Source organism: Methylocaldum sp. 14B, from assembly GCF_002005105.1.
Taxonomy (GTDB): domain Bacteria; phylum Pseudomonadota; class Gammaproteobacteria; order Methylococcales; family Methylococcaceae; genus Methylocaldum.
In genome coordinates this window covers 93,311-106,228 of sequence record NZ_MSCV01000020.1, presented here as the reverse complement: position 1 = coordinate 106,228, position 12,918 = coordinate 93,311, and the positions used below count along the sequence as shown (strand labels likewise).

The 12,918-nt window shown below is 56.0% G+C and carries 11 protein-coding genes; 4 read left to right on the top strand and 7 right to left on the bottom strand.

Features of this window, described 5'->3' with window-relative positions:
* The coding region (locus B2A78_RS26365; RefSeq protein WP_205780795.1) for a hypothetical protein at positions 1-251 on the top strand (251 nt) is incomplete at its 5' end.
* Here the strand turns inward: B2A78_RS26365 and B2A78_RS15415 are convergent.
* On the bottom strand, positions 240-1,439 hold the full coding sequence (locus B2A78_RS15415; protein ID WP_077730892.1) for an acetate kinase: 1,200 nt from the start codon (positions 1,437-1,439) through the stop codon (positions 240-242). The genes B2A78_RS26365 and B2A78_RS15415 overlap by 12 nt on opposite strands.
* A gap of 70 nt (positions 1,440-1,509) precedes the next feature.
* Entirely contained in the window at positions 1,510-3,888 is a 2,379-nt protein-coding gene (locus tag B2A78_RS15410; protein ID WP_077730891.1) for a phosphoketolase family protein, read from the bottom strand.
* Between the two features lie 324 nt (positions 3,889-4,212).
* On the opposite strand from B2A78_RS15410, the gene B2A78_RS15405 reads away from it, so the two are divergent.
* A complete protein-coding gene (locus B2A78_RS15405; protein WP_077730890.1) occupies positions 4,213-5,694 on the top strand; it encodes a polysaccharide biosynthesis C-terminal domain-containing protein in 1,482 nt (493 codons plus the stop codon).
* Positions 5,695-5,729: 35 nt separating this feature from the next.
* On the opposite strand, the gene B2A78_RS15400 is transcribed toward B2A78_RS15405, so the two are convergent.
* Both B2A78_RS15400 and B2A78_RS15395 read right to left on the bottom strand, forming a co-directional pair.
* Positions 5,730-6,440: a rhomboid family intramembrane serine protease gene (locus B2A78_RS15400; RefSeq protein ID WP_240502550.1), complete on the bottom strand. Its 711-nt coding sequence runs from the start codon at positions 6,438-6,440 to the stop codon at positions 5,730-5,732.
* Between the two features lie 183 nt (positions 6,441-6,623).
* Positions 6,624-8,831 carry a primosomal protein N' gene (locus tag B2A78_RS15395; protein ID WP_077730888.1) on the bottom strand — a complete coding sequence of 736 codons (2,208 nt, stop codon included), beginning with the start codon at positions 8,829-8,831 and terminating at the stop codon, positions 6,624-6,626.
* Between the two features lie 369 nt (positions 8,832-9,200).
* Here B2A78_RS15395 and B2A78_RS15390 point away from each other — a divergent pair, with 369 nt between their 5' ends.
* Entirely contained in the window at positions 9,201-9,791 is a 591-nt protein-coding gene (locus tag B2A78_RS15390) for an HNH endonuclease (RefSeq protein ID WP_077730887.1), read from the top strand.
* Between the two features lie 58 nt (positions 9,792-9,849).
* Here the strand turns inward: B2A78_RS15390 and B2A78_RS15385 are convergent, their stop codons facing one another.
* The 3 genes from B2A78_RS15385 to B2A78_RS15375 all read right to left on the bottom strand — a co-directional run bounded on the left by B2A78_RS15385 (position 9,850) and on the right by B2A78_RS15375 (position 11,557).
* A complete protein-coding gene (locus tag B2A78_RS15385) occupies positions 9,850-10,326 on the bottom strand; it encodes an HMA2 domain-containing protein (RefSeq protein ID WP_077730886.1) in 477 nt (158 codons plus the stop codon).
* Between the two features lie 2 nt (positions 10,327-10,328).
* On the bottom strand, positions 10,329-10,622 hold the full coding sequence (locus B2A78_RS15380) for a DUF5132 domain-containing protein (protein ID WP_077730885.1): 294 nt from the start codon (positions 10,620-10,622) through the stop codon (positions 10,329-10,331).
* Positions 10,623-10,738: 116 nt separating this feature from the next.
* On the bottom strand, positions 10,739-11,557 hold the full coding sequence (locus B2A78_RS15375; protein WP_240502549.1) for an EcsC family protein: 819 nt from the start codon (positions 11,555-11,557) through the stop codon (positions 10,739-10,741).
* 815 nt (positions 11,558-12,372) lie between these two features.
* On the opposite strand from B2A78_RS15375, the gene B2A78_RS15370 reads away from it, so the two are divergent.
* The gene (locus B2A78_RS15370; RefSeq protein WP_077730883.1) at positions 12,373-12,846 is read left to right on the top strand and encodes a hypothetical protein; all 474 of its coding nucleotides are present in this window, start codon (positions 12,373-12,375) and stop codon (positions 12,844-12,846) included.
* Positions 12,847-12,918 lie beyond the last annotated feature (72 nt).

Sequence of the window (12,918 nt, the reverse complement as noted above, 5' to 3'; positions counted from 1 at the left end):
CTATATCCGACGATTCCTACTGCCTTTCCGACTGGAGCTCTGAGGCCGCGATAAATCAGGGCAAAAGCACACACACAGAAAAGAGACTGGCACGCGTTCGCGCTCTTGCAGAAAGGCCAGGAATGGGCACTCCAAACGAGCCTGCCGCCCGGAATTCAGAGAACACGAAAGCTCAGTACCAAAAGAAATGGAAGAAGCCGCAAAGGAGTGAAAAAACACGTACCAATGGTTTTCCGAGACTATTCGATTGAACCGACGGACCGAGCATCAATCACTTCCGCGGCCTCGCGGGCGATTTCCAGCTCCTCGTCTGTCGGCACGATTAGGATTTTGGCTCGACTATGGGAGGCTTGCAGCTCCGACGTTTCAGACGCGTCCATTGCGTTTTTGCGTACATCGATCACGATTCCGAACGGCTCTAGACCCGAGCAGATTTTGTAGCGGATGGGAGCGGCATGCTCACCGATACCGCCCGTAAAGATCAACGCATCGATGTTACCCAGCACAGCCAAGTAGCCCCCGATGTATTTTTTGATCGCGTAACAGTACATTTCGACGGCCAACCGGGCGTCTTCGCCGCCGACCGCAGCACGCCGCAAAATTTCGCGCATATCATTCGCCCCGACGAGCGCCTTGAGCCCGGCGTTCCTGCTTAGAAGGCACTCCATGTCTCTCGCTGAATAATTGCGGGAGTTCATCAAATGGAGGACGATGCCGGGATCGATGTCGCCGCACCGCGTACCCATGATTAAGCCCGCCAAAGGCGTCATGCCCATCGATGTATCGACGCTACGGCCGTGCTTAATGGCTGTAGCGCTCGCCCCATTACCCAAGTGCAACGCGATGAAGTTGCACGACTCCGGCGGTCGCCCCAGATGGGCGGCGGCTCGTTTCGTGACGTACGCGAACGAGGTTCCGTGAAACCCGTACCGGCGTATTCGATCGTCCCGATAAAATTTTTTCGGCAGCGCGTAATGGTAGGCGTGAGGCGGCATGGATTGGTGAAAGGCCGTATCGAACACAGCGACCTGAGGCACGCCTGGCCAGAGTGCGCGGCAAACCTCAATGCCCAGCAAATTTGGCGGATTATGGAGAGGCGCGAGCGGAACAGCCGCTCGAATCGCCGCCATGACCGAATCGTCGACGACGACAGCGGAACGGAAAGTCTCCCCTCCGTGCACCACACGGTGGCCGATTGCAAAAAGCTCGTTCGGGTCCGGCAACTCGCCAGACTCGTCGAGCCTCCGCATCACTTCGGCAAAGGCTTGACGGTGGTCAGCGAATCCATGCCCCTCACCACCATCTTCAGGCGAAGAAGTGTGAGTCTCTCCAATTCGTTCGATAATGCCTGACAGCAGGACACGTTCGTCACTCAGATCAAACAACCGATACTTTACGGACGAACTACCCGAGTTGAGGACCAAAAGCTTCCTCTGCATGAGTTCTCAGCCAGCTTGTGGGAGTGCGTCTACGAAATCCTTTCCGGGCCGCGCCATCGTCGCTCGCTCATTATTGAGGCCATGTCCAATTGGCGAACTCCGGCTTGTCCACACCGTGCTCATACGCATAATTGCTGCACTCGATCTGCATGTCGCGAAGCTTTTCCTTGACATGGGCGCCCGCAACCAACAGCCCCGGCACGCGATTAATCACATCGATCGCCAGGCTGAAACGGTCGATTTCGTTCTCGATGGCCAATTCCAGCGGGGTATTGATATTTCCTTTCTCTTTATACCCTCGCACGTGCAGGTTCTTATGATTGGTTCTTCTGTAAGAGAGGCGATGGATCAGCCACGGATACCCGTGGAAATTGAAAATAATCGGCTTATCCAAGGTGAAGAGACTGTCGAAATCGCGGTCGTTAAGGCCGTGGGGGTGTTCGCTTGCAGGCTGCAGCTTGAACAAATCGACCACATTGATGAAACGGATCTTCAATGTCGGGAAGTGCTCGCGCAGGAGCATGACAGCCGCTAGCGCCTCTTTCGTTGGGATGTCGCCGCAACCCACCATGACGACATCCGGCTCCGAACCCTGGTCGTTGCTCGCCCAATCCCAGATTCCCAGGCCCTTGATGCAATGCTTTATCGCTGCTTCCATGTCCAAATACTGCAAATGCTTCTGTTTGTCCGAAACAATCACGTTGACGTTATAGGTACTTCGGAGGCAATGGTCCGCCACGCATAGGAGCGTATTGACGTCGGGGGGCAGGTAAATACGGGTCACTTCGGGGCTCTTGTTGACCACGAGATCGAGAAACCCCGGATCCTGATGAGTGAAGCCGTTATGATCCTGTCGCCATACGGTAGAGGTGATCAAGAGGTTCAGGGAAGATACGGGAGCGCGCCAGGGGATGTCGTTGGCGATATCCAGCCATTTTGCGAACTGGTTGAACATCGAGTCGATCACGTGGACGAAGGCCTCATAGGTCGAGAAGAATCCGTGCCGCCCGGTAAGCAGATAGCCCTCGAGCCAGCCCTCCAGCGTGTGCTCCGACAACATTTCCATAACACGCCCCTCCGGCGATAATTCGCCGCCGTCGGCGTCCTCCGGCAAGTAGTCGGCCAGCCACATTTTTTTGCTGGCTTCGTACACATCATCCAGCTTGTTGGAAGTGGTCTCGTCCGGACCGAATACCCGGAAGTTACTAGGATTTAGCGCCAGAATGTCGCGCAAAAAGCGTCCGAGGGGCCGCGTATTTTCCGACTCCACGGAACCAGGTTTCGGCACCTCGACCGCATAATCGCGAAAATCGGGCATCCTTAAAGCTTTACGGAGCAAGCCACCATTGGCATGGGGATTGGCGCTCATGCGCCGATTCCCCCTGGGAGCCAGAGCCTTCAACTCGGGAACGAGGCGGCCGGTGGCATCGAACAGTTTCTCCGGCTCATAACTTCGCATCCATTCTTCGAGCATCTTGAGGTGCTCCGGATTCTGGGCGACTCCTGCGAGCGGCACTTGGTGCGAACGCCAGAAACCTTCTATTTTGTGGCCGTCGACCGTCTTGGGTCCTGTCCACCCCTTCGGGCTGCGCAGCACGATCATAGGCCACCGCGGGCGGCTCAGGCCACCGCCCTGGCGGGCTTCCTGCCGAATCCGACGAATTTCGAGCACGCAATGTTCTAAAGTAGCCGCCATCGCTTGATGCATGGTTTCCGGATCGCTGCCCTCGACAAAATAGGGCGTCCATCCATATCCCGCGAACAGCTGCTCCAGTTCCTCATGGGAAATGCGCGCCAGGACGGTCGGATTATTGATCTTATATCCATTGAGGTGGAGGATCGGCAGTACCGCACCGTCCCGAACCGGATTGAGGAATTTATTCGAATGCCAGGAGGCTGCGAGAGCTGCGGTTTCTGCCTCGCCATCGCCGACCATTACGGTAACCAAGAGATCGGGGTTATCGAACGCCGCACCGAAGGCATGGGAAATGCTGTAACCTAACTCTCCCCCTTCATGGATCGATCCCGGCATTTCCGGCGTGCAATGGCTGCCGATTCCGCCTGGAAACGAGAATTCCCTGAAGAACAGACGCATCCCCTCTTCGTCTTCATTTTTATTCGGATAGATTTCGGAGTACGTACCCTCGAGATAAACCGGCGCCAATACGCCTGGCGCTCCATGACCGGGGCCGGTGATGAAAATCGCATCAAGATCGTACTTATTGATTAGGCGATTGAGATGAACGTAGCTGAAACTCAAGCCGGGACTGGAGCCCCAATGACCGAGCAAGCGTTTTTTGATATGCCCCGGCTGCAAAGGCTCTTTCAGCAGAGGATTGTCCTTCAGATAAATCATGCCCACCGCAAGGTAGTTGCACGCCCGCCAGTAGGCATCGAGTTTTTGCAGCTCGTCGGCCTCGAGTGGGTGTTCCGCGATAAAAGACGCCATGGGCTTACCTCGCTGTTTGTTAGCTGATGAACTTAAGAAACAAGGCCGATTAAAACTCGGCCTTCATCATTGACTTTGCTTCGAAAACAACCAATTTTAGTTTGACAAGCTTAGATGAGCATAATTTGATTACTTTTATCCGAAAAACCATGCAAATGCCGACGCGAACATCTATGAATTCGCGAAAACTTCCCACAAACGGCAACTCTTAAACGAGAACGTCGTGACACGGGTTGGAACGCATGAGAAACCGCACACGATTTTGGCGTCCATCCGGACTCGCCATAAAATGACGGCCTTCAAACATCGCCGGCGCATCAACTTTTGAACCCTCTCCGCAAGCTTGCCTCGCAAACCGTCATCTACGGCTTGAGCAGCATCATCGGCAGATTCCTCAACTATCTGCTGGTTCCGCTGTACACCTATACGTTTCCGGCGCAGGAATACGGCATCGTTTCGGAGTTTTATGCCTACGCCGGCTTTTTCGCCGTACTCCTGGTGTTCGGCCTGGAAACGGGCTTTTTCCGCTTCAGCAACCGGGAAGAACTCCGGTCGGACACCGTATACTCGACGGCGCTCGTCTTCTTGATATTGGCGAACCTGGCGTTTGTCTCCGGAATCGTCGTATTTCGCGAACCGCTTGCGGCGCTGCTCCGCTATTCGGAGCATCCGGAATATCTGGTGTGGTTCGGCGCGATTCTGGCGCTCGATTCCATCTCCGCACTGCCGTTCGCCAAACTGCGCTCCGAAAACCGGGCTTGGCGCTTTGCCGGCATCAAACTGATCGAAATCGTACTCGCCATAGGACTCAACCTGTTCTTCCTGGTTTATTGCAAAAAGGCCGAGGAGCTTTGGCCGAACTCGCTTGGAGCGCGTTTGTACGATCCGGCTATCGGTGTCGGCTATATCTTCCTGGCAAATCTTGCGGCCAGCGCGTTCAAGCTCCTGCTGCTCCTGCCGCAATTCCAAAGCTTGCGGCATGGGCTCGATTCGCGACTCCTGAAAAGCTTGCTGGCTTACTCTCTGCCGATGGTGGTGATCGGATTTGCGGGGATGGTCAACGAAATGCTCGACCGCGCCATCCTGAAATTTCTGCTGCCCTATGATCTTGCAACCAATCTGCGCATGCTGGGCATCTATGGCGCGTGCTACAAGCTGTCGATCCTGATGTCGCTCTTCATACAGGCCTTCCGTTATGCAGGCGAACCCTTCTTTTTTGCATATGCCGGACGGGCGGACGCAAAGCGCGCTTATGCGCTCGTGATGAATTATTTCGTGATCTTCTGCGTATTCATCTTCCTGGTGGTGACCCTGTACATCGACGTATTCAAGTACTTCGTCGGCGTGGAATACCGGGAAGGGCTTCACGTCGTGCCCGTTTTGCTCTTGGCCAATCTGTTCCTGGGCATCTACGTCAACCTGTCGATCTGGTACAAACTCACCGATCGAACCCTGATGGGGGCATGGGTATCCTTGATCGGCGCCGCGCTCACCATCGGCCTGAATATATGGTGGATTCCGATCATGGGCTACATGGGCTCGGCCTGGGCGACGCTGGCGTGTTATGCCACGATGACCGTCATTTCCTACGCTCTCGGTCAATACTATTACCCGGTGCGTTATCCGCTAGGAAAGATCGTGGGCTATCTCCTGCTCGGATTATTGCTGTACGGCGGACACAAAGATCTGGTGGAGTCGTGCGGCTTGACGTCCTGGACGGTCGGCACGGCATTCCTCGGGCTTTACCTCCTGATCGTCGCCCTGGTGGATATGCGCCCTATGCTCAGAAAACGGCAGCCGGCGTAAGGCTCGCTCTCGGCAGAACGTCGACAGACTGAAAATCAGTAGCGGTCATACGGCCCCGCCGCATGCCGAAGATGCTGAGCCAGATAATCCGGTCGATGCATGGGACCAGCCAAAATCAGGCCAGCCAGAAATCCCCCCACGTGTGCCCAGAACGCCACGCCACCGCCAGCCTCTTGCAGGGCTGGGAGTCCACCTGCGATCTGGATGAAGAACCAATATCCCAGCATGGCAATGGCAGGCAAAGCCACGGTAGTCACATAGAATCCGAGGAAGATCAGCGTCACTATTCTGGCCCTCGGATAGAGCCGAGCATACGCTCCCATTACTCCTCCGATCGCGCCGGACGCACCCACCATGGGTATTGCCGCAGCCGGATCGGTGAAGATCTGAGCGCCGGCGGCGGCCAAGCCACATGCGAGATAAAAAATAACGAACCGTATCGGCCCCATCGAGTCTTCGACGTTGTCGCCGAACACCCAAAGGAACCAGAGATTTCCGATGATGTGAAACCACCCGCCGTGGAGGAACATATGGGTCACCAGGGTCAGGACGGACGTGTCCCCGGTCAGCTCGCAGCCCAGATTTTCTCCGAGGGGAATGACGGTTCCGGCCGGTACACGATCGAACAGCTCACCCGGGATCAAGCCATAATTGCACAAGGACCACGCCAGCGGCTCGCCGTTACCCAAGCCTTGAACAAAAACCCAACTGGCGATATTCAGGCCGATTATCGCAATCGTCGCCACTGGCCTCCTGACAATCGGATTTTCGTCTCGTAATGGGAACATAGATTCCTCGCATGTCTTGTGAGTGGTATTTGGGAAACCCAAGGCCGTCGCGACACTCGACTCCAGCGCCATGCTAATTGGAGTCCGGGAGAAAAAGAAGCCAAGATCAAGCGAACCTGTAAACGGCGCCACTAGCCGCTATCAATAAAGGTCGACCGGATCGACGTCTATAGACCAACGGACTCGCTTGGCTTCATCAAGTTCCGAAATCAACGGCAGCAGTGACTCGATAAGTCCGTGCAGCAGATTGCGCCTGGCGGATTGAAACAGCAGTTGATAACGCTGCCGTCCGGCTCGCCGCGCCATCGGTGCGGGAACCGGCCCCAACACCAACAATTCGGGCGACGGTCGCTCGTTCGCAAGATCGGCAACTCGCCCCAAGAAGCTTCGCGGCGCATCGATGTCGGTCGCCTCCGCCCGCCATAGCGCCTGATAGGTAAAGGGGGGCAACTGCGCCGCTCGGCGCTCGTCCGTACAGGCTTTTGCAAAACCGGAATAGCCGTCCCTGATCAACACATGAAGCAATGGGTGGCCAGGGTGCCGAGTCTGCAAAACGACGGTGCCCATTCGTTCTTCCCGCCCGGCGCGGCCCGCTACTTGAATAATCAATTGCGCAGTCCGTTCGCCGGAACGAAAGTCGGTGCTGTAGAGGCCGGAATCCACGTCCGTGATTCCGACCAGCGTGACCCGCGGAAAATGATGGCCTTTCGCCAGCATCTGGGTGCCGATCAGGATATCCATCCGGCCTTCGTGAATGTCGTTCAAAAGCGTTTCCAATCGTCCTTTGCGCCGCGTGCTGTCGCGGTCGATGCGCACTATGCGGGCGCCTGGGAACAACTCTGCCAACGCGTTCTCCACGCGCTCGGTCCCGAGCCCCAAGGGGCGAAGGTCTTCACTGCCGCAGCCGTTACAAGAACGGGCCAAGGACTGTTCGAACCCGCAGTGATGGCAACGCAGACGCCCGTCACCGGCATGAACGACCAAGTTCGCGTCGCAACGTCGGCAACGGGCGACCCATCCGCAGGCGTGACAAATCAAAGTCGGCGCAAAACCGCGCCGATTGACGAACAACAGCGCCTGCTCGCCGCGGCTCAATGTGTCGGCAATATACGCGATCAGTGCCGGCGAAAGCCCTTCCCGCAAGCGATGCCCTCGAATATCGAGCAATCGGAAGCTGGGTTGGAGCGCCCCGCCTGCGCGATGAAGAAGCCGCAAATGCCGATACCGCTCCTGCGATACGTTGCAGAGACTTTCCAAAGACGGCGTGGCCGACCCCAACAGAATAGGAATGTTGAACAGCCGGGCTCGCATGACGGCCACGTCGCGCGCCGAGAAGCGGAAGCCATCCTGCTGCTTGAATGAAGTGTCGTGCTCCTCGTCCAGAATGATCATCCCCGGCGACTTCATCGGGGTGAAGACGGCGGAACGGGTACCGAGCAGAATACTCACCTCTCCTCGCTGCATTTGTAGCCAGGAACGGCAGCGCTCGGTTTCCGTGAGCCCGGAATGAAATATCGCGACCGGAACCGAGAAGCGGCTGCGAAAGCGGGCTTGCAACTGAGGCGTCAGATTGATTTCCGGCAGCAAGATCATGATCTGCTCGCCTCGCGCCAAAACCTCCTGCGTCAATTGCAGATACACTTCGGTTTTACCGCTGCCGGTCACGCCTTCCAGCAAGAAAGCGGCGTACGCGCCCATGGCCTCCCGAACGGCGGCTATTGCGCGCTGCTGGTCCTCGTTGAGATCGAAAGGAGGAGATTTGAGTGAATTGTGGGCAGGTACTTGCGCTTCCCGGCTCTGGCACCAGCACGCCAAACCTTTCCGAACCAGGCCGTCTACAGCACCGCGCCAGTCCCAATCCAGTTCGCTCAAAAGACTATGAGGAACGCCGTTCGGATGCTCGCGGAGCAATCCGATCAACGCCGTTTGGCGAGGGGCTCTCTTGCATGACTGCGCCGCGAAAGCATAGTCCTCCGTGACCAGGCGAAGAACCCGTTCTCCCGCGAGCTCGGCCGCACTGCCCTTGCGCAACAGGACGGCCAGAGCCGCTGCGACGACCTCACCGATAGGATGGTGATAATAACGGCTCGCCCAGTTGAGCAACCGGAGATCGTCGGAAGACAGCAAGGGATCGCTGTCGAGTATCGCTAACGCCTCCTTCAAACGTCCACGGTCCACCTCCGATTCTTCCGCAATGTCCATCAATACGCCAATTTTTCGGCGACGGCCGAAGGGAACTTCGACGCGGACGCCAAGCTTCAAACTCTGAATATCGGAAGCTGAAGGAGGAAGATAGTCGAACAGACGTCGCAAAGGCACCGAAACAGCGATCTTAAGAATTTTCGTCATGTTCAACGAACTGCCACAAATCCCGGGTAGAATCGGGAAAACCGCAACACGCTTAGCAGAAAAGCAAAATCTTGCTTATCCACAGTTTCTGTGGATAACTTTGTGGAATAGATGTCGGGATGTTGCCGAAAAATGCATGAAGACTAGACTTTCATTAAATTGTAAAGATTTTGACCAAAACTTACTTTTTATAATTTTATCAATGACTTATTCGGTCACAAAAAAATCTAATCGCGGCAGCACTGATTCAAATTTTTCCTTGACAAACAAATTGAATACACTGTGCATAAGTCGACCGACGACAGCAACCGGAAATCAAGTGTTTAACCATTCTGCAATGAAAGACAACAATCGAACGATGGAGGATCTATGGAGATTTATCATCTACAGGTGTTACGTACCGATGCCTCTGGCATGCCGCTGGAATGGATAGGCTACCAAGAGGCGGCAAAGCTTTATCATCTAGGTGAAGTAGCCTATAGCTGCGGTACCCACCTGTATACGCTGCGGGGTGGCATTAATGCCAAGACGGGGCGCCGCAGTCTCATCGAAGTCAATTCGATCATCGCCACACACCACCACCATAACAACGGCTACGGCATCGATCCCAACTACGTTCCGCCCTTAAGCAATCCTGCCCTATTCCGCCGCGACAACAATCTTTGTCTCTACTGCGGCCACCGATTTCACCATAGCGACCTTTCCCGCGACCACATCACTCCGATCAGCGTCGGAGGCGCCGACACCTGGAACAATGTCGTAACCGCATGCAAGCGCTGCAACAACCATAAAGCCGGACGAACCCCGGAACAAGCCGGCATGCAACTCCTAGCCATTCCGTTCACCCCAACCCACGCGGAATATGTCTACCTACAAGGACGCCGGGTATTGAGCGATCAAATGGAATTCTTGAAAGCGCATTTTCCCCGCAAAAGCCCTTTGCATCAGCGGTTAAGCTAGCGCCTTCAGCTCCCTCAGATGGTCTGCAACATCCGACAAAGAGTACGCGCGCTTCCGGCTAGTGTTTGCCGATTTTGTCCGAACCGACCAGACTGATCGCTTCCCAAAGCATGGAAACCGCCGGCACCAGAATCTGCCCGCGTCTCGCCTGATAAACAGCCAATCCCACCAACAAAAGAAAAAAGGCCGACTGCAAATCCACTAGCCCGCCACTCGCGGTGGTAAGGCTGCGGTCAAATGCATTGAGACCCTTGGTTGCGTGCTGACCCAGCGTGCGGACGGGTGTGGCCGACAAGGGTTTAACGGAAAATAAAGCGGCTTGCTCCGCATACCTTGCAACATCGATTGCACTCGTTTCCGCGGCGTGAAGCAGCAAAACGCTACCGGTAAACGCATTGAGCTTGACGCTGGTAACGCCCGGACATTCGGCTAAACGTTCGGCGAGAGCGGCAAAAAAGGCCGAATCATTGCGCTTTTCGGGAATTCTCAGCCGTAATCGACCGGCTAGCTCGTGAACGACGAAGGCCGAGACCATCTTTAGCCTTTCATATCGCTTTCCGCAGCGGCTTGCTCGGCGGCTTCGAATCCTTCCGCTGCGGCCGCCTGCTCTGCCAGCTCCGCTCGAACCTCGGCCACCAGATCTTCGAAGGTTTCGCCGGCTTCAGCCGCCCATTCGCGGCCTTTTTCGAACAGCAGGATGCCGGTCTTCACGGCTGCTCGTGCAACTGGCCGCAGCGCCGGCGCAAGAACGACACCGGCCGCCACCATGCCAAGCCCGATCACAACGCCTTTGGCCACACCGTTTTCAAGAAAATCGCCGAAACCAGCCATCGCTACCTCCCTGGATTCCAGAAACCCCATTGATAAGAAAAAACCTCGGCCGCATAAAAAGCCAAGGGTATTATGCCAGCGGGCCAAGAACCACGAAAAGTTTAAATAAGGGAAAGCTAAACTGACGCGTACGAGAGCCTGTACTCGGGGGTCCGCAGCTTATCGTACTCCGCTCGAATGAGCCTCGGGCCGTACTTCCGCTCGAGACGGCGGATCGTAAAGTGGCTATGTGCCATAACTTGAAAGTGCTGAATGAACACGCTGTTGACCAAAGCGCCGCCGACCGCCCCCACAATCGGGACGATTTCCGCCGCGGCTTTTTCCGAGACCGTTATGCCGAAACGGCTCGAGATCATCATAATAAAATCCACCAACATCGGCGCGCCGGCCCGATTGCCTAGGCCGTTCCGAGCGATATAGCTGGAGGCTGCCGCAACGGGCCGCTCCAAAGCGAGACGCAACCCGTAGTACCCGGCATCAGCCGCATCATCTTCCTTAGTACGCCCACCCAAGGCGAACACTTCGAGACATGCCAGACGGGTCGCGATATCGTCGAGATCTTCGCCCTCGCTGCGGGCGATATCGGCAATCGAACGCAGCATGAGAACGGTCGTAAACGGCAGCTCCACCAGCAAGGCCGGACCGCCTAAAAAACCACCGACCGCGCCGCTCGCGATGCTGAGCAACTTGTAATACACGTCGCGGGATGGCGTCCCCGGCTTATTGTCCAAGCTCGTGACCGCCACGCCCAAAGCCTTCCAAATGGCATTCTCGGCGCAGCGATGCAGTCTTCGGTACCATGGCGTTGGCAAAAGCTTAAGCCCTTTCTCCAAGGGTGTGCCGACCGCATCGGCAAGCCTGACGGCGAAGGCGGGATATTCTAGATGCCGATATGCCCGCTTGAGACTCAAATAGTCTTGGTGCGACAAAGCCATGGGTCTGCCACTCATAATCCGATCGCTCGCTCGGCCCGAACCGCTGTTTGCAAAGAGCGTGAAAATAGCCGCACGAGATTACAGTTATATGACGGCAGCCGTCGAGGGCCATGTTATTACCGCTCCCGTGCCGCCTCATGGAACGCTTTTCAATAAGGCGAGAGCAAATCCCAAAACCATTCTGATCGTACATTGAGGTTGCCGCGGCCAGATCCGACCAACACTGTCAGATGATTTGAACTGCCACTCCCGATTCGAAGCTGCCATTCGTAGCGGTCGTCCATGCGCCTGATTTTCGGCTAAAGCGGAAGATCGCGGATTGATGATTGCGACTTTGCCTGAACGTCAGCTTTTGATATTGCCCACGTAGCGCTTAGTACCCAAAGCTGCTGGGCCTTATTATTAACCCGGCCTATAAATATAGGCCGGGTTAATCCGGGGCAGGGATGCCCCGGCGCGGCGACAAGCCGCGTGAGCCCAGGCCGGGCGTGTACCGGGCCTGGGCGGCGGCCCGAAATACCAGGAGGGTATTTACGGGCCTGATTAATAAGGGCTCCAATGGCAGTTCTCCAGACATACGATCCCTACCCCTTTTTTTACTTGGACAAGGTGTCCTTCGAATATCGGTTTAGTCTCCTCCCGCCCCGTAAGGGAGCCGATATTTGGATCGAAATGACGGACAGCCACTTTCATCCTCGGCATCCAAATATTTCAATGATTCGTCGGCCACGCCCGCGATAACCTGCGATTCTGGCAAATCCGATTCTTTCATCAAATGCGTTATGGCGAAGAGGCGTTTCGCGTAGGAGGTGACTATGACGAAACACAATCGCAACGTGTATGGGGTAGTCCTACAGCCGTTGACAGTATTGCTTGTCTTTGTGGCATTAGCCTCATCTTCGAGAGCGGACGCTCCAAGACCCGCATTTACCGAACGCGGCATCGAAGGAAGGTGGGGATTTTCGGGGGAGTTCGGGATGATTGTGCCCCCCGCTGGCCCTCAAGCGGTGCCAACGGCCGCCCTTGGCACGGCGATCTTTGATGGCCACGGAGGCTGCGCGGTCACCACGACTGTCAATATCAACGGGACTATCCTCGGACCTCTCACGTCCAAGACGTGCACCCATTCGGTCAATCCCGATGGCACGGGCACCAGTGTCGCCGAGTTCTCGGGAACGGCCTTTGATGGGCCTTCGACAGTCGCGTTTGTGATCGTCGACCGCAATCGCGAGATCCGATTCATCAACACCACCCCCACGGTCGCCGGATTTGCCGCCAAGCGGCAGTAGCTAGAGCAGCTCGACAATGGCGTCGCATCTCCTGAATGACTCTTCACGTCAACACTGTTATGACCGCAAGCC

Bases quoted from the DNA above. Each gene is read 5' to 3' on its own strand.
- B2A78_RS15385 (WP_077730886.1), bottom strand. From the start codon at position 10,326: ATGGTCTCGGCCTTCGTCGTTCACGAGCTAGCCGGTCGATTACGGCTG.
- B2A78_RS15410 (WP_077730891.1), bottom strand. From the start codon at position 3,888: ATGGCGTCTTTTATCGCGGAACACCCACTCGAGGCCGACGAGCTGCAA.
- B2A78_RS15380 (WP_077730885.1), bottom strand. From the start codon at position 10,622: ATGGCTGGTTTCGGCGATTTTCTTGAAAACGGTGTGGCCAAAGGCGTT.
- B2A78_RS15390 (WP_077730887.1), top strand. From the start codon at position 9,201: ATGGAGATTTATCATCTACAGGTGTTACGTACCGATGCCTCTGGCATG.
- B2A78_RS15415 (WP_077730892.1), bottom strand. From the start codon at position 1,439: ATGCAGAGGAAGCTTTTGGTCCTCAACTCGGGTAGTTCGTCCGTAAAG.
- B2A78_RS15395 (WP_077730888.1), bottom strand. From the start codon at position 8,831: ATGACGAAAATTCTTAAGATCGCTGTTTCGGTGCCTTTGCGACGTCTG.
- B2A78_RS15375 (WP_240502549.1), bottom strand. From the start codon at position 11,557: ATGGCTTTGTCGCACCAAGACTATTTGAGTCTCAAGCGGGCATATCGG.
- B2A78_RS15370 (WP_077730883.1), top strand. From the start codon at position 12,373: ATGACGAAACACAATCGCAACGTGTATGGGGTAGTCCTACAGCCGTTG.